At 73.4% G+C, this 18,406-nt stretch carries 17 protein-coding genes; 8 read left to right on the top strand and 9 right to left on the bottom strand.

What is annotated here, in order from left to right:
• Nucleotides 1–2 precede the first annotated feature (2 nt).
• A complete protein-coding gene (locus tag RDV89_RS15970) occupies nt 3–497 on the top strand; it encodes a beta-class carbonic anhydrase (RefSeq protein ID WP_315734480.1) in 495 nt (164 codons plus the stop codon).
• Nucleotides 498–570: 73 nt separating this feature from the next.
• On the opposite strand, the gene RDV89_RS15965 is transcribed toward RDV89_RS15970, so the two are convergent.
• A complete protein-coding gene (locus RDV89_RS15965; protein ID WP_315734478.1) occupies nt 571–1,032 on the bottom strand; it encodes a hypothetical protein in 462 nt (153 codons plus the stop codon).
• 98 nt (nt 1,033–1,130) lie between these two features.
• Nucleotides 1,131–3,194, bottom strand: coding sequence for a DNA gyrase/topoisomerase IV subunit B (locus RDV89_RS15960; RefSeq protein WP_315734680.1), 2,064 nt, complete (start codon nt 3,192–3,194; stop codon nt 1,131–1,133).
• Nucleotides 3,195–3,519: 325 nt separating this feature from the next.
• Here RDV89_RS15960 and RDV89_RS15955 point away from each other — a divergent pair, with 325 nt between their 5' ends.
• The gene (locus RDV89_RS15955; RefSeq protein ID WP_315734476.1) at nt 3,520–3,774 is read left to right on the top strand and encodes a DUF7455 domain-containing protein; all 255 of its coding nucleotides are present in this window, start codon (nt 3,520–3,522) and stop codon (nt 3,772–3,774) included.
• Between the two features lie 86 nt (nt 3,775–3,860).
• Entirely contained in the window at nt 3,861–4,334 is a 474-nt protein-coding gene (locus RDV89_RS15950; RefSeq protein WP_315734474.1) for a DUF456 domain-containing protein, read from the top strand.
• A gap of 8 nt (nt 4,335–4,342) precedes the next feature.
• Here the strand turns inward: RDV89_RS15950 and RDV89_RS15945 are convergent, their stop codons facing one another.
• Both RDV89_RS15945 and RDV89_RS15940 read right to left on the bottom strand, forming a co-directional pair.
• Nucleotides 4,343–5,680 (bottom strand): SGNH/GDSL hydrolase family protein, encoded by a 1,338-nt coding sequence (locus RDV89_RS15945; RefSeq protein WP_315734472.1) that lies wholly within the window; start codon nt 5,678–5,680, stop codon nt 4,343–4,345.
• Between the two features lie 173 nt (nt 5,681–5,853).
• A complete protein-coding gene (locus RDV89_RS15940; protein ID WP_315734471.1) occupies nt 5,854–7,404 on the bottom strand; it encodes an RNA polymerase sigma factor in 1,551 nt (516 codons plus the stop codon).
• Between the two features lie 163 nt (nt 7,405–7,567).
• Between RDV89_RS15940 and RDV89_RS15935 the strand changes: the two genes are divergently transcribed.
• A complete protein-coding gene (locus RDV89_RS15935) occupies nt 7,568–8,926 on the top strand; it encodes an MFS transporter (protein ID WP_369012415.1) in 1,359 nt (452 codons plus the stop codon).
• Here the strand turns inward: RDV89_RS15935 and RDV89_RS15930 are convergent.
• Genes RDV89_RS15930 through RDV89_RS15920 form a run of 3 tightly spaced genes read right to left on the bottom strand, consistent with a single transcriptional unit; the run spans nt 8,901 to nt 10,170 of the window.
• On the bottom strand, nt 8,901–9,146 hold the full coding sequence (locus RDV89_RS15930; RefSeq protein ID WP_315734468.1) for a hypothetical protein: 246 nt from the start codon (nt 9,144–9,146) through the stop codon (nt 8,901–8,903). The genes RDV89_RS15935 and RDV89_RS15930 overlap by 26 nt on opposite strands.
• 54 nt (nt 9,147–9,200) lie before the next feature.
• Nucleotides 9,201–9,761 (bottom strand): HhH-GPD-type base excision DNA repair protein, encoded by a 561-nt coding sequence (locus RDV89_RS15925; RefSeq protein WP_315734466.1) that lies wholly within the window; start codon nt 9,759–9,761, stop codon nt 9,201–9,203.
• A 31-nt stretch (nt 9,762–9,792) separates the two neighbouring features.
• Nucleotides 9,793–10,170 (bottom strand): universal stress protein, encoded by a 378-nt coding sequence (locus RDV89_RS15920; RefSeq protein ID WP_315734465.1) that lies wholly within the window; start codon nt 10,168–10,170, stop codon nt 9,793–9,795.
• A 114-nt stretch (nt 10,171–10,284) separates the two neighbouring features.
• On the opposite strand from RDV89_RS15920, the gene RDV89_RS15915 reads away from it, so the two are divergent.
• A complete protein-coding gene (locus RDV89_RS15915; RefSeq protein WP_315734463.1) occupies nt 10,285–10,794 on the top strand; it encodes a hypothetical protein in 510 nt (169 codons plus the stop codon).
• A gap of 6 nt (nt 10,795–10,800) precedes the next feature.
• Here RDV89_RS15915 and RDV89_RS15910 read toward each other — a convergent pair whose 3' ends face one another.
• The gene (locus tag RDV89_RS15910; RefSeq protein ID WP_315734461.1) at nt 10,801–12,282 is read right to left on the bottom strand and encodes a glutamate-cysteine ligase family protein; all 1,482 of its coding nucleotides are present in this window, start codon (nt 12,280–12,282) and stop codon (nt 10,801–10,803) included.
• Between the two features lie 63 nt (nt 12,283–12,345).
• A complete protein-coding gene (locus RDV89_RS15905; RefSeq protein WP_315734459.1) occupies nt 12,346–13,473 on the bottom strand; it encodes a DUF4192 domain-containing protein in 1,128 nt (375 codons plus the stop codon).
• Nucleotides 13,474–13,599: 126 nt separating this feature from the next.
• Between RDV89_RS15905 and RDV89_RS15900 the strand changes: the two genes are divergently transcribed.
• The 3 genes from RDV89_RS15900 (at nt 13,600) to RDV89_RS15890 (ending at nt 18,398) form a co-directional block, all read left to right on the top strand.
• The gene (locus tag RDV89_RS15900) at nt 13,600–15,003 is read left to right on the top strand and encodes a DNA polymerase IV (RefSeq protein WP_315734457.1); all 1,404 of its coding nucleotides are present in this window, start codon (nt 13,600–13,602) and stop codon (nt 15,001–15,003) included.
• Between the two features lie 10 nt (nt 15,004–15,013).
• Nucleotides 15,014–17,218, top strand: a complete 2,205-nt coding sequence (locus RDV89_RS15895) for a S9 family peptidase (protein WP_315734455.1) — start codon at nt 15,014–15,016, stop codon at nt 17,216–17,218.
• A 211-nt stretch (nt 17,219–17,429) separates the two neighbouring features.
• Entirely contained in the window at nt 17,430–18,398 is a 969-nt protein-coding gene (locus RDV89_RS15890) for a sigma-70 family RNA polymerase sigma factor (RefSeq protein ID WP_315734453.1), read from the top strand.
• The last annotated feature ends 8 nt before the right edge of the window (nt 18,399–18,406 follow it).

Here is an 18,406-nt window from a genome sequence, read left to right as displayed (position 1 = left end):
CCGTGAGCGAATTCGACGACCTGCTGGAGGCGAACCGCTCGTTCGCCGCATCCTTCGACCTGGCCGGATTCGACGGCATCGCCCGTGCGGGCGTCGCCATCGTGACCTGCATGGACAGCCGCATCGACCCGCTGGCCATGGTCGGCCTCAAGCCGGGCGACGCCAAGATCTTCCGCAACCCCGGCGGCCGCGTGACGCAGGCGGCGCTGGAGGCGATCGTGCTGGGCGTGCACCTGCTGAACGTGGACCGGGTCCTCGTGGTGCCCCACACCCGGTGCGCCGTCGCGTCCTCGACCGAGCAGGAGCTGCGCGAGCGCGTCGGCGCCTCGGCGGGCATGGACGCGACCTGGCAGAGCTTCCCGGTCGTGCGCGACCAGGCGGCCACCCTGACCGAGGACGTGCACCGGGTGCGCACGCACCCGCTGGTGCCGGGCTCGGTGAAGGTCGCCGGGTTCCTCTACGACGTCGACTCGGGGCTGCTGCAGCCGGTCGCCTGACCTGCCCGACCCGTTCCACCCGACCCGTCCGACCCGTCCGGCTCGGGCCCCGCAGCGGGCCCGGGCCGGTGGCTCAGCCCTCGGCGTCGGCGTCGAGCGAGCCGTCGACCAGCTGCCGCTCCCCCACCGGGGAGTCCAGCTGCAGGGTGCTCTCGCGCACGTCGCCGGGCGAGGAGCAGAGCGCCTGGCGCGGCACCTCGCGGACGGTGACGACCACGGTGTCGGTCGTCTCCTCGACGGTGGCGGTCCCCTCCTCGGCGCAGGGGCTGGCGTCCCAGCTGACGGTCACCGACGTCCCGGACACGACCGGGTCGCGCCACGCGACGGGCGTACCCTCCGCGGGCTCGTCGGCGGAGGCCCGCAGCACGAGGACGGCCGCGACCACCACGACCGCGAACAGGACCACCCCGGCGAGCAGCACCAACCACTGGCGGGCCGAGGTGCCGCCCGTGCGGCGCGGCTCCTCCTCGCGGGGCTCCTCTCCCTCGGGGTCGAGGAACGCGTCCATCATCGACGTCGTCTCGTTCTCCACCATTCCTCCAGCATCGCACTTCCCGGGACCCGGCGTCGTACGCCCGCAGCCCCCGCGGACCGCGTCGGCGGCCCGCCCTCACCTTCCCCGGTCGCGTCCGGTCACACGTCGATGGCGTCGCGGTCCACGCTGTAGCTGCCCGCGACGATGAACTCCTTGCGCGGCGCGACCTCGGAACCCATCAGCAGCTCGAAGACGTCGGACGCGCCCGCCGCGTCGTCGACGGTCAGCCGCCGCAGCGTCCGGTGCCGCGGGTCCATCGTGGTCTCCGCCAGCTGCTGGGCGTCCATCTCGCCGAGCCCCTTGTAGCGCTGGATGGGGTCCTTCCAGCGCAGGTTCTTGCGCTTGAGCTCGGCGAGCTTGCGCTGCAGCTCGGCGTCGGAGTACGTGTAGATGTAGCGCTCCTGGCCCTTGCGCGGGTTGGTCAGCTCGATGCGGTGCAGCGGCGGCACCGCCGAGAAGACGCGACCGGCCTCGATCAGGCCCGGCATGTAGCGGAAGAACAGCGTGGCGAGGAGGCAGCGGATGTGCGCGCCGTCGGAGTCCGCGTCGGCCATGAAGATGATCCGGCCGTAGCGCGCGGCGTCCAGGTCGAACGAGCGTCCCGTGCCCGCTCCCACGACCTGGATGATCGACGCGCACTCGGTGTTCTTGAGCATGTCGGCCACCGAGGCCTTCTGGACGTTGAGGATCTTGCCGCGGATCGGCAGCAGCGCCTGGAACTCCGAGCTGCGGGCCAGCTTCGCCGTGCCCAGCGCCGAGTCGCCCTCGACGATGAACAGCTCGCTGCGCTCGTTGTCGGCCGAGCGGCAGTCGGCGAGCTTCGCCGGCAGGGCCGAGGACTCCAGCGCGTTCTTGCGACGCTGGTTCTCCTTGTGCTGACGGGCCGCCAGCCGGGTGCGCGAGGCCCCGACGACCTTCTCCATCAGCTGGCGCGCCTGCGCCTTCTCGTCGCGCTTCGTGCTCGTGAGGAACGCCTTGAGCTCGCGCGCCACGACCTTGCGCACGACGCCGCGCGCGGCGGGCGTACCCAGGATCTCCTTGGTCTGGCCCTCGAACTGCGGCTCGGCGAGACTCACCGTGACCACCACGGTCAGCCCCTCCAGCACGTCGTCCTTGATGACGTCCGCGTCGTTCTGCTTGAGCGCCTTGGTGGAGCGCAGGACCTCGTTGAACGTGCGCGTCGCGGCCTGCTCGAAGCCGGCGACGTGCGTGCCGCCCTTCGGGGTCGCGATCACGTTGACGTAGGAGCGCAGCTCCGTCTCGTAGCCGTGGCCCCAGCGGGCCGCGACGTCCACGCTGAGCTCCCGCTCGACCTCCTGCGGGGTCATGTGGCCCCGCTCGTCGAGCACCGGGACCGTCTCGGTGAACGTGTCGCGGCCCTGCAGCCGCAGGATGTCGGTGACGGGCTCGTCGGTGGCGAGGAACTCGACGTACTCCGCGATCCCGCCGTCGTGCAGGAACCGCCCCTCGACGGGCTCCTCGCCGCGGAGGTCGCGGATCACCAGCTCCAGGCCCGGGACGATGAACGACGTCTGCCGGGCCCGCGCCACGAGGTCGTCGTAGACGAACCGGGCGTCCTTGGTGAAGATCTGCCGGTCCGGCCAGAAGCGGACCCGCGTGCCCGTGGGGGACTTCGCGGTGACGCGCGGGCCCTTGCGGGTCAGCCCGGACTCGGGCTCGAAGCCGGCCAGCGGACCCTCGCCGTCGAAGACACCGGGCACGCCGCGGCGGAACGACATGCCCTGGCGCGCCGGCGGCCGCTCGATGTCGACGTCGAGGCGCGAGGACAGGGCGTTGACGACCGAGGCGCCGACGCCGTGCAGACCACCGGTGGCGGTGTAGGAGCCGCCGCCGAACTTCCCGCCCGCGTGCAGCTTCGTGTAGACGACCTCGACGCCCGGCAGACCCGTCTTCGGCTCGATGTCGACCGGGATGCCGCGGCCGTCGTCGTGCACCTCGACCGAGTCGTCGGCGTGCAGCACGACCTCGATGCGCCGCGCGTGCCCGCCCAGGGCCTCGTCCACGCCGTTGTCGATGATCTCCCACACGCAGTGCATGAGACCGCGGGTGTCGGTCGACCCGATGTACATGCCGGGTCGCTTGCGCACCGCCTCCAGGCCCTCCAGGACCAGCAGGTTGGCGGCGTTGTACGCGGTGTCGATGACGGTGCTCCTCGGTGCGGCGGTCGGTGCGGACGGGGTCGCGCGCCAGGCAATCTACCGGCGGCGCGGCGACGAACCACGGTCGACACGGCCGGCGGGGCCGTGGGAGGAATCGCCCCCGACTTCCTCCGAAATCCGACCAGGGTGTCGATGGAGAACGCAGGATGACGACGTCACCCGGACCGGACGGCGCAGTTCGTGGCCGATCTCAGGAATGGGGGCGGCCTGCGACGGGTACAGCACGACGTGATGTGATCGTGGACGTCAGCCCCACCCACGGGGGCCGGGAATCTTTCCCCCGGCCGCTAGGTTGGACCTGGCACCGATGAAGAGAAATGAGGCCGATGTGACCACTGCAGTTGCCCCTGACTCCGCGGCACTGACCGCGACGGACCGTTGTGACCGTTGCGGCGCCCAGGCCTACCTGCGGGTCGAGCTCGCCAGCGGCGGCGAGCTCCTGTTCTGTGCCCACCACGCCCGGCAGCACGGCGACGCGCTGCGTTCCGTGGCGAGCCACGTCCAGGACGAGACCCACAAGCTGGCCGGGACGCCGGCGTCCGCCACCACCGACGAGCGCTGAGCCACCGCGCGACCTGATCGCGCCCGACCACGACCGGCCCCGGACCGACAGGTCCGGGGCCGTCGTGCTGCTGCGAGGATGAGCCCATGACCTGGACCGACGGGCTCGTCGCCCTCCTCCTGCTCGTCGGCATCACGGGGATCGTCGTGCCCGTGCTGCCCGGCACCCTCCTGATCGCCGCGACCCTGCTCACCTGGGCCGCCCTGACCGGTGGCACCGCGTGGGCCTGGTTCGCCGCCGCGGCGGTGGTCCTGGCCGTGGGCACGGTGGTGCAGTACGCGGTGCCCGGCAAGCGGCTCAAGGACGCCGGCGTGCCCGGCCGCACCCTGCTCCTCGGCGGCCTGGTGGGGATCGTCGGCTTCTTCGTCGTCCCCGTGGTCGGGCTGTTCGCAGGCTTCGTGCTGGGCGTGTACGCCGCGGAGAGCGCCCGCCTGGGGACCTCCGAGGCCCGTGCCTCGACGGTCCACGCCCTCAAGGCGGTCGGGCTGAGCATCGCCATCGAGGCCACGGCCGCCGTGGTGGCGATCACCGTGTGGGTCGTCGCCGTCTTCCAGCTCTGACCGCTCCCTCAGCCGGTACTCACCGTGCCGTCCGGCTGACGTACGCACGTCACCGTGGCGCTGGCGGTGCTCGCTGCGCCCGTCAGGCACCGTCCGAGCACCTCGTGCCCGGCGACGTTCGGGTGCCACGACTCCTGGCAGGTCTGGTAGTACTCCTGGCACGTGTCGGTGACCCGCTTGATGTCCAGCTTGTCGAACGGCGCGAAGCTCTCGACGTGCTGGCCGCTCGGACCGTCCATGACCCGAAGGGGCGTGGCGAGCGCCGTGGTCGGACTTCCCGGGGCCTCGCACAGCCGCGCTCCGTCGAACGCGGACTGCACGTCCAGGTAGACCACGTCGCTGTCCGGGTGGGTCGTGCGCACGGTGTCCGCCACTCCCCCGACCAGCGTGCCGAGACCCGCGGAGAACCCGTGGGCCGGACCCAGCGAGGCCACGTGCGCCGGACAACCCGCGGCGTACCGCTCGTCGACCAGCGCCCGGAACTTGTCCCGGCCGTCGTCGCGGCCGGACTCGGTGAGGTACTCCTGCGCGTACGCCTCCGGCAGCGGGTTCGTGTAGTCCTGCAGCACCACCCGGTGCTCACCGTCCGGGTCGATCTCGGCGAGGGTGTCGAGGATCTGTCCGACCGCCGCGGCCGTCTCGGCCTGCGCCGCCGCCAGCTGCTCGGCGCTCGCCAGGTCGGCCTCGGTGCACGGCCGCTCCGGCAGCTCGCTGCCCGTGATCCAGTTCAGGAGGTGGATCCACACCTCCCACCAGCCGGTGTAGCCGTCGCCCACGAACCGGCCCGCGCACTCCGCGGCGACGTCGCCGAACGTGAAGGTGCTGTTGTTCGAGCCCAGGCCGACCAGCACGAGGTCGATGTCGTGGGTGCCGGCGACCGACCGCAGCTGCTCGAGCTGCGCCGCCACGCCCCGACCGCCCTCCCGCGCCGAGGAGGCCTGCGCGACGTCGGCGGGTCGGCCCCCGGAGCAGGCCAGGTTGAAGCGGGCGTCGATGCCGTCGAGCTCCGCCACCTCGATCGAGGCGTTCGCCGAGCGGTGGCAGAAGTACGCGTTGCTGTTCGGCGCGTCCCAGCCGGGGAACGCCTGGGCCACCCCGTTCTCGTCGGGCACGGCGCGGTAGTCGCCCGCGCCCTCGCCGCTGACGAAGCTGTCGCCGAGGGCGACGGCCGCGGTCGGCAGCTCTGCGGTGCGTGCCGACGCTGTCGCGGACGGGCCGGGCGCCGGATCCGACGGCGGCCCCGTCGGGGCGGCGAGGGCCGCGCCGGGGGCGGCGAGCGCCGCCGCGACGAGCGACAGGGTGAGCAGCGACCGCGTCCTGACGCGGTCACGAGGACGTACGACCATGGCAGACCTCCCGAGAGTGTTGGTCCCGGGCATCGTGAGCCGCGTCACACCACAGGGTCAAGGACACCGGCGGCGGAGGTCTCCGGTCCGTGGAGACGGACGAGCCGCCGCCCCGCGGGAAGCGGGACGACGGCTCGTCCGAGGACGCCCTCGGCGTCGGTGGTGCTGCTTGCTCAGTCCAGGTAGTCGCGCAGGACCTGGGAGCGCGACGGGTGGCGCAGCTTGCTCATCGTCTTCGACTCGATCTGGCGGATGCGCTCACGCGTCACGCCGTAGACCTTGCCGATCTCGTCGAGCGTCTTGGGCTGGCCGTCGGTCAGACCGAAGCGCATCGAGACCACGCCGGCCTCGCGCTCGGAGAGCGTGTCGAGCACGGCGTGGAGCTGCTCCTGCAGGAGCGTGAAGGACACGGCGTCCGCGGGGACGATGGCCTCGGAGTCCTCGATCAGGTCGCCGAACTCGGAGTCGCCGTCCTCGCCCAGCGGGGTGTGCAGCGAGATGGGCTCGCGACCGTACTTCTGGACCTCGACGACCTTCTCGGGCGTCATGTCGAGCTCCTTGGCCAGCTCCTCCGGGGTGGGCTCGCGACCCAGGTCCTGGAGCATCTGGCGCTGCACGCGGGCCAGCTTGTTGATGACCTCGACCATGTGCACCGGGATGCGGATGGTGCGCGCCTGGTCGGCCATCGCGCGGGTGATCGCCTGACGGATCCACCACGTGGCGTACGTCGAGAACTTGTAGCCCTTGGTGTAGTCGAACTTCTCGACCGCCCGGATCAGGCCCAGGTTGCCCTCCTGGATGAGGTCCAGGAACAGCATGCCGCGGCCGGTGTAGCGCTTGGCCAGGGACACGACGAGACGAAGGTTGGCCTCGAGCAGGTGGTTCTTCGCGCGACGCCCGTCGTCGGTGATCCACTCGAGCTCCTCGAGCGCCGACGCGGAGATCTTGCCGCCCTTGGCGAGCTTCTCCTCCGCGAACAGGCCGGCCTCGATCCGCTTGGCGAGCTCGACCTCCATCTCGGCGTTGAGCAGCGGGACCTTGCCGATCTGCTTCAGGTAGTCCTTGACCGGGTCCGCCGTGGCGCCCGCGACCATGACCTGCTGCTCGGGCTCGTCCGTGTCGTCGGCGGCCGAGACGACGAAGGAGGCCTCCTTCTCGTCCTGCTTGATCGTGGGGTCGGCGGCGACGTCCTTCTCGAACTGGTCGTCGGGGATGTCCGGCAGGATCTTCTTGCCGTCCGGGCCGATCTTGGTCGGCTCCTTGTCGGAGTCCTCACCGTCGCCGGTCTCGATCACCAGCTCCTCGCCGAGGTCGACCTCCTCGATGCCCTCGACATCGACGGCCTCGTCGCCCTCGTCGCCCTCCGCATCGTCCTCGACGACGGCCGTGGCCTTCGCGGCCGCCGCCTTCTTCGCGGCGGGCTTCGCGGCGGTCTTCTTGGCCGTCGCCTTCTTGGCGGTCGCCGTGGCCGTCGTCTTCTTGCGCGTCGAGGACGCGGCGACCGCACGCGTGCTGGCGGCGCCGATGTCGACCGTGATGCCGTGGGTGCTGAGGTGCGCCAGCAGCGCCTTGAGGTGGATCGGCTCGATCGCCGCGTCCTCGCTCGCCTGTCGGACCGCGTCGGGCGTCACCACACCGGTCGCCGAACCCTGCTCCACGAGGGCGGTCACGGCCGGATGGGTGAGCACCTCGTCAGGGAGCTTCTTGCGGGGGATCGAAGCCACGAAAACCTCTCGTCACACAGTATCGGGGCGCGGCGGAGCCAGGGACTGTCAAGGGCCGCTCGGACCATGATGCCACGCACCTGCACGACTCCCCACAACGCCACCCGCCCCGGGCGTACGTCCTTCCGCCCGATCCGGTCTCCCCGGGGCGCCACGACACCTCGTGCGACCTCGCCGTCCGGCCCGTCGGGGGCGTGCGGTGTCATGGGCTCCCGCACCCGCCCGCACCCGCCCGCACCCGCCCGCACACCCGCCCTCACCCGCCCAGGAGCCCCGTCCCGTGTCCACGCCGATGCAGCGCCGCCGAGCGTTGACCGCCCTGTTCTTCCTCCCGGGCCTCGCGATCGCCTCGTGGGTGACCCGGACCCCCGCGATCCGCGACGAGCTCGGGGCGTCGACGGCCGAGATGGGACTGGTGCTCTTCGGGCTCTCGGCCGGGTCGATGCTGGGCATCCTGTCGTCGGGCGCGCTCGTGCGCCGCATGGGCGCGCGTCCGGTGATCCTGCTCGGCGTGGTGGCCGTGGTGGCCAGCATGCCGACCACAGGGCTCGGGGCCGAGGTCGGCTCCGCCCCGCTGGTGACCGCGGGCCTGTTCCTGTTCGGCGCCGGCATGGGCGGCGGCGAGGTGGCGATGAACGTCGAGGGGGCCGCGGTCGAGGAGCAGAGCGGGCGCCCGTTCCTGCACGCCCTGCACGGCTGGTTCAGCCTCGGCACCGTCGTCGGTGCGGTCGCCGGGATCGCGTTCACCGCCCGCGCCGTGCCCGTGCTGCCCCACCTTCTCGCGGTCGGCGCGATCGGCGCGGTCCTCGTCGCGCTCGGGGTGCCGCGCCTGCCGCACGGGACCGGCCGCGTGCGGGGCGCCGCCGCGGTCCCGGCCGCGGAGACGCAGGAGGCCCCCTCCCCCGCGCCCGGACGGCCGCGCCCGGACCGCACGCTCGTGCTCGTCGGCGTCGTCGTGCTGGCCATGGCCCTGGCCGAGGGCACGGCGAACGACTGGCTGCCGCTCGTCATGGTCGACGGCCACGACCTCGACCCGGCGCTCGGATCGGGCGTGTACGCGCTGTTCGCGGCCGCCATGACCGTCGGTCGGCTGGCCGGGGGCCCCGTGATCGTCCGCCTGGGCCACGCCCGCGTGCTCGCCGCGAGCGCGGCGCTCGGCGTGGTCGGCATCGTCGCGGTCTCCGTGGTCGACCACCAGGTCGTGGCAGCACTGGCGGTCGTGCTGTGGGGCCTGGGCACCTCGCTGGGGTTCCCGGTCGCCATCTCCGCGGCAGGCGGGTCGGGCCCCGACCCGACCCGGCGCGTCGCCCTCGTCGCCACGGCCGGTTACGTCGCGTTCCTCGTGGGTCCGCCGGCCCTGGGGTTCCTCGGCGACCACGAGGGGCTGCGCGCGGCGCTCCTGGTGCCCGCGGGGGTGCTCGGCGTGGCGGTCCTCGCAGCGCTGTGGCTCCCCTCCGCCCGCCCGGGGCGCCCCGGCGCCGACCCGGGGGCGGAGCTCAGAGGTTCGTCGACACGTCCGTGACGGACTGGTCGGGCGGGGTCCCGTCGTCGAGGAGGCCCATCAGGGCGGCGACTGCGGGGACGACCGCGAGCCCCGCGAGGCCGGCGGGCAGACGCCACGGCGCGCCCAGGAGCACGGCCACGAGGGCCGCGACGAGCAGGGCCACCACCAGGCCCAGCGCGACGCGTACCCACGCGACGGTGAACCGGTCGCCCTGCCGGTAGAGACGGCGCTCGCTCATTCCCTCCCCCTCCATCGGTCCCCGATCAGGAGACGACCAGGCCCGACGTCCCGCTCACGCCTTCGCGGCCGCCTTCTTGGCCTGCTTGTACTCGCGCACCTTCAACAGCGAGTCGGCGTCGACCACGTCGGCCACCGAGCGGTACCCCTCGAGGGCGTAGTCGCCGGCCGCGGCCTCCCAGCCCTCCGGCCGCACGTCGAGGTGCTTGGCGAGGAACGCGACGAAGATGCGCGCCTTCTGGTCGCCGAAGCCCGGCAGCGCCTTGATGCGCTTGAGGAGGTCCTTGCCGGACGTGGCCTCGGACCACAGGCGGGAGGTGTCACCGCCGTACTCCTGCGTGATCACGCGCGCGAGGTCCTGCAGGCGCGCCGCCATGGAGCCGGGGAAGCGGTGGATGGCCGGCGGCTGGCTGCACAGCGCCACGAACTCCTCGGGGTCGGCCGCGGCGATCGCCGCCGGCTCGAGCGTCCCGAAGCGGCTCAGCACCTTCCACGGCCCCCTGAAGGCGTGCTCCATGCCGTACTGCTGGTCCAGCATCATCCCGACGAGCGGCGCGAACGCATGGTCGTCGAGCACCTGGTCGGCAGCCGGCTCACCGGCGATCTGGAAGCCCATGACGGCATGCTCCCACGGCCCGGGAGCCGGGTCAGTCCCCCACCTTGACGGCCAGCACCGGCGGTCCGGCGTCGAGCAGGATCCGCTGGGCGTTGCTGCCCAGCAGCAGCTTGCCCACGGGCGTACGCCGTCGCAGTCCGATCACGATGAGCGTCGCGCCGACCTCCTCGCTGATCCGCAGCAGGTCCTCGGCGGGGTCGAAGGCACCCGTGGACACCCGCACCTCGTGCTCCAGCCCGGACCCGGCCAGGTGCTCCACCGCCTCGGCCAGCCCCGCGTCCGGCTCGTCCGCGCGGGTCGCGTGGACCAGCACCACCCGGCTGCTGCGCAGACGGGCCTCCTCGAGCGCGCTGCGGAGCGCCGCCTCGCCCTCGGGCTTGGCGACATAACCCACCACGATCGTCGACACGCGTCCTCCTCGCTGGTCCGGCGTCGTCCGCGCAGGACCCGTCTGCACGCTAGCCGATCCCCGGTCTGTGGAGAACGGTCCGCGGCCGCAGCGCACCCCTGGCACGCTGGGGCGATGCCCGCGCGCTCGTCCGTTCCCGACCCCGCGGTGCCGCCGGGCACGACGGCGGCCGACCTGCGTCGCGCGGTCCTGGACCTCCTGGAGGGCAGCAGCGCCCGCCGGCGGTTCGCCCCGCGGCTGCACGTGGGCGTGCCGGGCACGAGCCGGGCCGTCGACGCCGACCTGCCGCCGGGACTGCGTGACGACGCGCTGCGCGCCGACCTCCTGACGGGTCTGCTGGAGGCCCACCTGCGCTCCCCCGCCGCCGCACGCCCGCCCCTGGTGTGGTTGACGCGCCCGTCCGCCGACGAGGTCCTGGAGGTCGACCTCGCCTGGCAGCGCGCCACCCGGTGCGTCACCGGCGAGACCGGCGCCGTCGCGCCCTTCGTGGTCGTCACCCGCGAGGGCTGGTGGTGCCCGGCCACGGCGAGCGGCCGCACCTGGCGCCGGCTGCGGGACCGGCGCGACGGTCGCAACGGACGCCACGACCCGCGCCCCGCTCGCCCGCCGGCGCCGGCCGCGTGAGGCGGGTCAGTCCCAGGAGTGGACCGGGTCGTTGCTGTGCATCCGGGCGCGGTAGTCGGCCAGCGCGATCCGCAGGGCCTCCTCGCGTCCGGCCGTGCGCTCGGCGTGCACCCGGTCGACGAACCAGCGTGCGCCGTTGCGGCCCGTCAGGCACCGCTGCTCGATGATGCCGAGCAGCCGGTCGGCCTCGGAGTCCGGGACCCCCCAGTCGGCGAGCCCGGCGCGAGCGGCGGGCAGCAGCCGCCGCAGCACCAGCTCGGTCACCGCGACCTGGCCGACCCCCGGCCAGTACACGTGCGCGTCGATGCCGTCGCGCGCGCCGACGTGGAAGTTCTCCTCGGCCGCGCTGAACGACATCCGCGTCCACAGCGGCCGGTCCTCGCTCACGAGGGATCGCACGAGGCCGAAGTAGAGGGCGGCGTTCGCCATCGTGTCGACCACCGTCGGTCCCGCCGCGAGCACACGGTTCTCCACCCGCAGGTGCGGCTCGCCGTCGGCGACGTCGTAGACCGGACGGTTCCAGCGGTACACGGTGCCGTTGTGCAGGCGCAGCTCGGAGAGCCCGGGCACGCCGCCGGCCTCCAGCACGGCCGCGGGGTCCTCGTCGTCGGTGACGGGCAGGAGCGCCGGGAAGTAGCGCACGTTCTCCTCGAACAGGTCGAACACCGAGGTCACCCAGCGCTCGCCGAACCAGACCCGGGGGCGCACGCCCTGCGCCTTGAGCTCCTCGCTGCGCGTGTCGGTGGCCTGCTCGAACAGCGGGATCCGCGTCTCGCGCCACACCTCGCGACCCAGCAGGTACGGCGCGTTCGCGCCCAGCGCCACCTGGATCCCCGCGACGGCCTGCGAGGCGTTCCAATACGCGGCGAAGTCGTCCGGGCTCGTCTGCACGTGGAGCTGGGTGCTCGTGCAGGCGGCCTCCGGGACGATGGTGTCGGTGGTGGTCGTGACGTGCTCGACGCCCTCGATGTCGATGACGATGTCCTCGCCTCGGGCGGCGAGGATCTGATCGCTGAGGAGCGCGTAGCGCGGGTTCGGACTGAGGCTCGAGGGGTGCATGTGGCCCTGGCCGAGGGTCGGCAGGATGCCGATCATGACGAGGTGGGCGCCGACGCGGGCGCTGGCCTGCTCCGCCTCATTGAGGCTGCGGCGCAGCGTCTCCTCGAAGACGGTCAGGCCGCCGGGGCCCCCCGGCTCGGTCGGTCGCAGCCGGGCGGGCGGCACGTTGATCTCGACGTTGAACTGGCCCAGCTCTGTCTGGAAGTCCGGGTCGGACACCGCGTCCAAGACCTCGGCGCTGCGCAGGGCGGGCTCCTCCCGCTCGTCGACGAGGTTCAGCTCGACCTCGAGCCCGGTGCGGGGGTCCTCCCCCGTGAACGCGTCCGCCGAGAGCATCCGGGCGAGCACGTCGAGGGACGCCCGCACCTTCTCCCGGTGCCGCGTGCGGTCCGCCCTCGAGAACTCCTGCTGCTCGACCTCCTCGCCCATGCCGGCAGCGTAGTGGTGCGTGCCACGCCGTCGACCCGCCCGAGCCGCGCGATCACCCCACCGTCACGCAGGGTCGCCGTGGACGAGGGTGGCGACCTCCTCCCACCACGTCGGCGGGGTCGCGGCGACCAGGAGGTCGCGCACCAGGCAGCCCAGACCGTGCTGCGGCGCCTCCTCGAGGCACGCGTCCACGCCGCACCAGGCGAGGGCGCCGTTGCCGAGCAGCCACGAGGTCAGCGCGACCAGGGCCGCGGGCGCGGCTCGCAGCCCGGCCGGCGCGCAGCGGAGCAGGTCGGTCCACAGGTCGTGGTGCGCCTGGGCCGTGGCACGGTCGAGGCCTCGCCAGGCAGCGTCGCGGTTGACCCCGACCTCCAGCGCGAGCAGCAGGCGCGCCGCCGTCGCGGGGTCGAGGTCGACCGTCGTCCGCCGGTCCGACGCGCCCGTGGGCGGGGCGAGCCGTCGTCGCACGAGGTCGCTCACCGTGCCCGCGACCCACGCCGTCTCGGCGGCGGAGGTGCGTGCCCGGTCACGGCGCCGCTCGTCCCGCGCGGCACGCGTGACCCGCGTCTGCCGGGTCTCGTGCGGCGCGAGCGTGGCCGCCAGCTCGGCGCGGCTGGCGTGCACGACCTGGCCTCGCACGACCGCGTCGGCGCGGATCGGGTGGGCGTCGACCCGGTACGCCGTGCGCACGGCCGGCATGCCGAGCGCACCTGCGGGGTCGTCGACACGCCACCAGGTCCGGCCGTCGGCGGCGACCACCGTCACGACGTCCACCCCCACGTCGAGCAGGGCCGGCACGAGCGCGTCGGCGACCGTCGCTGCGGCACGCTCGGCAACGGTGTAGAGCACCATCGCGACCCGCTCCACGCGGTGCCGCACGCAGGGGGCGAGCACGAGGTCGACCAGCTCGTCGAGCGCCACGGCGTCGCCCGCGTCGGGCAGGTCGACGCGCAGCTGCGGTCCCCGTGGCGCGCCCGGGGCGGTGAAGGTCAGCAGCACCAGCGAGTCGGCCGGCTCGAAGCCGAGCAGGACGGGCACGGCGGCGAGCAGGTCCTCGGGCGTGCTCAGACGCAGTCGGACCGGTTCCTCCGGTGCGGGCACCGCCCCCGGAGCGGGTGTGGGCTCGAGCGTGGGCGTGGGCGTGGGCTCGGGCGTGGGCTCGGGTGCCCCGGAGGCGTCTCGTGTGTCCATGCAGCCCCGAATCCCCCGTGCCCAAGGGCCGACGCAACGAGGGGCGGGCGCTGTGGAGGAGGCCGTCGCGAGCGACGCCTGGGGACGACAACCGGCCCGCCGGCGCCGGGGGCTAGCGTTCCCGGTGTGCCCGTGCCCCCAGGTCGTCCCCACGCCTCGGTGCTGCACCTCGACCTCGACGCGTTCTTCGCCGCCGTGGAGCAGCGCGACAAGCCGTCGCTGCGCGGACGACCCGTCGTCGTGGGCGGGGTGGGCAACCGCGGGGTGGTCGCCACCGCCTCCTACGAGGCGCGCGTCTTCGGCGTGCGCTCGGCGATGTCGACCCGCGAGGCCCGTGCCCGCTGCCCGCACGCGGCGTACCTGCGGGGACGCTTCGACGCCTACCGCGAGGCCAGCGGGATCGTGATGGGGATCCTGCGGGAGGTCTCGCCCCTGGTGGAGCCGCTGTCGCTGGACGAGGCGTTCGTCGACCTCGCGGTCGGCGAGCGGGACCTCGCTACCGACGCCCTGGCGGAGGTCGCGGAGGCGCTGCGCGTCCGCGTGGCCGACGCGACGGGCGGGCTGACGGCCTCGGTGGGCCTCGCCTCGTCCAAGTTCGTCGCCAAGGTGGCCAGCGACCTCGACAAGCCCGACGGCCTGGTGGTCGTCCCGCCCGGCACCGAGCGCGAGCTGCTGCGACCGATGGCCGTGACCGTGATCCCCGGCGTCGGCCCGGCGACCGCCGAGCGGCTGCGGCGCGCCGGCGTGCGCACGGTCGCCGACCTGGAGGGCCTGAGCGTCGACGAGCTGGTGCGCCAGGTCGGCCGCGCGCACGGGCGTACGCTCTTCGACCTCGCCCGTGCCGTCGACCCGCGCCCCGTCGTCGCGGAGCGCGAGGCCAAGTCCGTGAGCGTGGAGAGCACCTACGAGACCGACCACACCGACCTCGACGTGATGTCCGACATCCTGACGCGCCAGGCCTCCGGGGTGGCCCGCCGCCTGGCCGACGTCGGGCTGTCGGGGCGGACCGTGACCATCAAGGTGCGCCTCGCCGACTTCACCACGCTCAACCGCTCCGCCACGCTCCCGGCCCCCGTGGACACCCCCGGGCCGATCGCCCGCGTCGCCCGCACCCTCCTGCTCGACCTCGCGCGCGAGGTCGACCTGCGTGGAGGCGTGCGCCTCCTGGGGGTCGGCGTCGCCGGGCTCGCGGACTGGGTGCAGGACGACCTGTTCAGCACCGTGGACGAGCCCGCCCCCGACGAGCCCACGACCGCCGAGGCCGAGACGGCGGAGACTCCTGGGGACGTCGACACGGGCACGCCCTCACCGGTCCCGGAGCCGACCGCCCCGCCGGAGTGGGTGCCGGGCGCCGACGTCGAGCACGACGTGCACGGCCGCGGCTGGGTGTGGGGCGCGGGCCGCGGCCTGGTGACGGTGCGCTTCGAGACCGCGACCTCGGGCCCCGGGCCCGTGCGCAGCCTCGCCGCCGACGACCCCGCCCTGCGGCCGTGGCGACGCCCGTCGTCGACGACGGGCGTCGACGGCTAGCCTCGCCGTCATGTCGAGCGCCACCGAGCCCACGCAGCCGCCCGTCGCCGAGCCCCGTCCCGTGACGACGGTGCACCACGGGATCGAGCGCACCGACCCGTACGACTGGCTGCGCGACAAGGAGGACCCCGAGGTCGTCGCGTACCTGGAGGCCGAGAACGCCTGGACCGAGGAGCGCACGGCCCACCTGTCGGGCCTGCGTGAGCGCATCTTCGAGGAGATCAAGGAGCGCACGCAGGAGACGGACCTGTCCGTGCCCACGCGCAGCCGGGGGTTCTGGTACTACTCACGCTCGTTCGAGGGCAAGGAGTACGGCGCCAGCTGCCGGGTCCCGGTCGCCGACGAGGACGACTGGACGCCCCCGCGACCGGACGCGGCCGGCTCCCCCGACGAGCCCGCGGTCCCCGGCGAGCAGCTGCTGCTCGACCTCAACGAGCTCGCGGAGGGCCACGAGTTCTTCTCCCTCGGCGGGTCGTCGGTCAGCCCGAGCACCGCGCTGCTGGCGTACGCCACGGACACCGTCGGCGACGAGCGCTACACCGTGCGGGTCAAGGACCTCGGCACGGGCGACCTCCTCGAGGACGAGCTCACCGGCGTCCTCGGCGGCGTGACCTGGGACCGCGACTCGGCGGCGTTCTACTACACGACGGTCGACGACACCTGGCGCCCCGACAAGGTCTGGCGCCACGTGCTCGGCACCCCGCAGACCGACGACGAGCTGCTGTTCACCGAGCCCGACGGCCGCTACTGGACCGGCATCGGGCGCTCGCGCACCGACCGCTTCCTCTACGTCGTCACGGGCTCGAAGTCGACGACCGAGGTGCGGTTCCTCGACTTCGACGCGCCCGAGGCCGGCCTGCAGCTGTTCGCGCCGCGCGTCGACGGCCTCGAGTACGGCCTGGAGCACGCCCGCCTGTCGGGTCGCGACATCTTCCTCGTGCTTCACAACGCCGACGGCCCGGACTTCGCGGTCGCGACGACCCCGACCACCCCGACGCCGCAGGAGCGCTGGGCGCCGCTGGTCCCCCACGACCCCTCGGTGCGGCTCGAGGCCGTCGAGGCCTTCGCCGGGCACCTGGTGGTCCACCAGCGCAGCGACGGGCTGACGCAGCTGCGGATCGTCGAGCTCGACGAGTCGGCGCCGAACGGCCTCGGCGACGACTACCTCGTCGGGTTCGACGACGAGCTCTACACGATCGAGGGCGGCTCGAACCCCGCCTTCGACCAGCCCGTGGTGCGCATCGGCTACACGACGCTCGCGGTGCCGGCGTCGGTCTACGACTACGACGTGCGCACCCGTGAGCGCCGGCTGCTGCGCCGCGTGCCGGTGCTCGGCGGCTTCGATCCGGCCGACTACGTCGAGGAGCGCCTGTGGGCGACCTCGGTCGACGGCGAGCGGGTGCCGATCTCGCTGGTGGCCCGCCGCGAGGTCGCCGAGGCGGTCGCCGCCGGCACGCCCGCCCCCCTGCACCTGTACGGCTACGGGTCCTACGAGGCGTCGATGGACCCGTACTTCTCCGTCGCACGCCTCAGCGTGCTGGACCGCGGCGCGGTGTTCGCCATCGCGCACGTGCGGGGCGGCGGCGAGATGGGCCGCCGCTGGTACGACGCCGGGAAGCTCGAGCACAAGCAGAACACCTTCTCCGACTTCATCGCCTGTGGTCGCCACCTGGTCGAGACGGGCTGGACCACCCCCGACCGGATGGTGGCCGAGGGCGGCAGCGCCGGCGGCCTGCTGATGGGCGCCGTGCTCAACCAGGCGCCGGAGCTGTGGGGCGGGGTCGTCGCGGCCGTGCCCTTCGTCGACGCCCTCACCTCGATGCTCGACTCCAGCCTGCCGCTGACGATCGGCGAGTACGAGGAGTGGGGCAACCCCGAGGACGACCCGGACGCGTACGCCCGGATGGCCGCCTACGCGCCCTACGACAACGTCGCCGCCCTCGACTACCCGCCGATCCTGGCCGAGACCTCGATCAACGACACGCGGGTGCTCTACGTCGAGCCGGCCAAGTGGGTCGCCCGTCTGCGCGCCGAGGCCGTGGGCCGTCGCGACGTGCTGCTGCGCACCGAGATGGCGGCCGGCCACGGGGGCGTGTCGGGCCGCTACAAGTCGTGGAAGGACCGCGCCTTCAGCCTCGCCTGGATCCTGGACCGGATGGGCCTCGCCGACGCGGTCCCTGCCGGTCACGTGGGCCCTCGCGAGGGCGACTCCTGAGACCTCTCCCCGGGGACTGAGAAGTGCCTGAGATTAGCGCTGCGGTGCAACTCCTGGGCGCGGCGACTCGTCAGGGTGGGTGACAGGCGACGCTGAGGTGGACGTCGGGACGGTCCAGGGAACCGCACCGGGGAATGCCGATCGCGCCGGAGGAGTTGGACCACACGTGCGGCGCACCACCCCGTGCCGCACACACGAGGAGGCGGGTCTCATGTCCACACGCACCACGACCACCACCCGGGCGACCGGCGACCGCGAGATCGAGGGTCGCGACAGCGTCGGCCTCTACCTGGACGAGATCGCCCGCACGCCACTGCTCGACGCGGCCACCGAGGTCGAGCTGGCGAAGACGATCGAGGCGGGGCTGTTCGCCGAGCACCTGCTCGCCACCGGCCGTGTCGGCCGTCGCGGCGGCGGCGCCCCCAAGAGCGCCAGCCGCGAGGAGCTGGAGTGGCTGGCCGCCGAGGGCCAGAAGGCCATCGACACGTTCATCCAGGCGAACCTGCGGCTCGTCGTCTCGATCGCCCGCAAGTACGGGCGCTCGCAGATGCCGATGCTGGACCTCATCCAGGAGGGCAACACCGGCCTGATCCGCGCGGTCGAGAAGTTCGACTACGCGAAGGGCTTCAAGTTCTCGACGTACGCCACGTGGTGGGTGCGCCAGGCCATCACGCGGGGCATCGCCCAGCAGGCCCGGGTCGTCCGGCTCCCCGTGCACGTCGTCGAGGAGCTCAACCAGGTCAGCGGCGCGCGTCGCACGCTCGAGCGCCAGCTCGGCCGCGACCCGGAGCCGGAGGAGATCGCCACGGAGCTCGGCATGGCCGTCGACCGCGTCACTGACCTGATGTCGTGGGGCCGCGAGCACGTCAGCCTCGACTCCCCGGTCGACGACGACGGCGACACCTCGCTGGGCGACCTGATGGCGCTCGAGACGTCCCCGAGCCCCGACCTGACGGTCCTCGACACCGAGTCGCGCGACCGCCTGGCCAACCTGGTCGGCCTGCTCGACGACCGCTCGGCCGACATCATCCGCTCGCGCTACGGCCTCGCCGACGGTCGCCAGCACAAGCTGGCCGACATCGGCACCAAGCACGGCATCTCGGCCGAGCGCGTCCGTCAGCTCGAGCGGGAGGCCCTGCAGAAGCTGCGCGGCTTCGCCGACCCGGACCTCGCTGCCTGAGCGGTCCC

It is taken from the genome of Nocardioides imazamoxiresistens, assembly GCF_032378595.1.
Taxonomy (GTDB): domain Bacteria; phylum Actinomycetota; class Actinomycetes; order Propionibacteriales; family Nocardioidaceae; genus Nocardioides; species Nocardioides imazamoxiresistens.
Note: the sequence above shows the minus strand (reverse complement) of the source record. Positions and strands in the feature narration are given on the sequence as shown.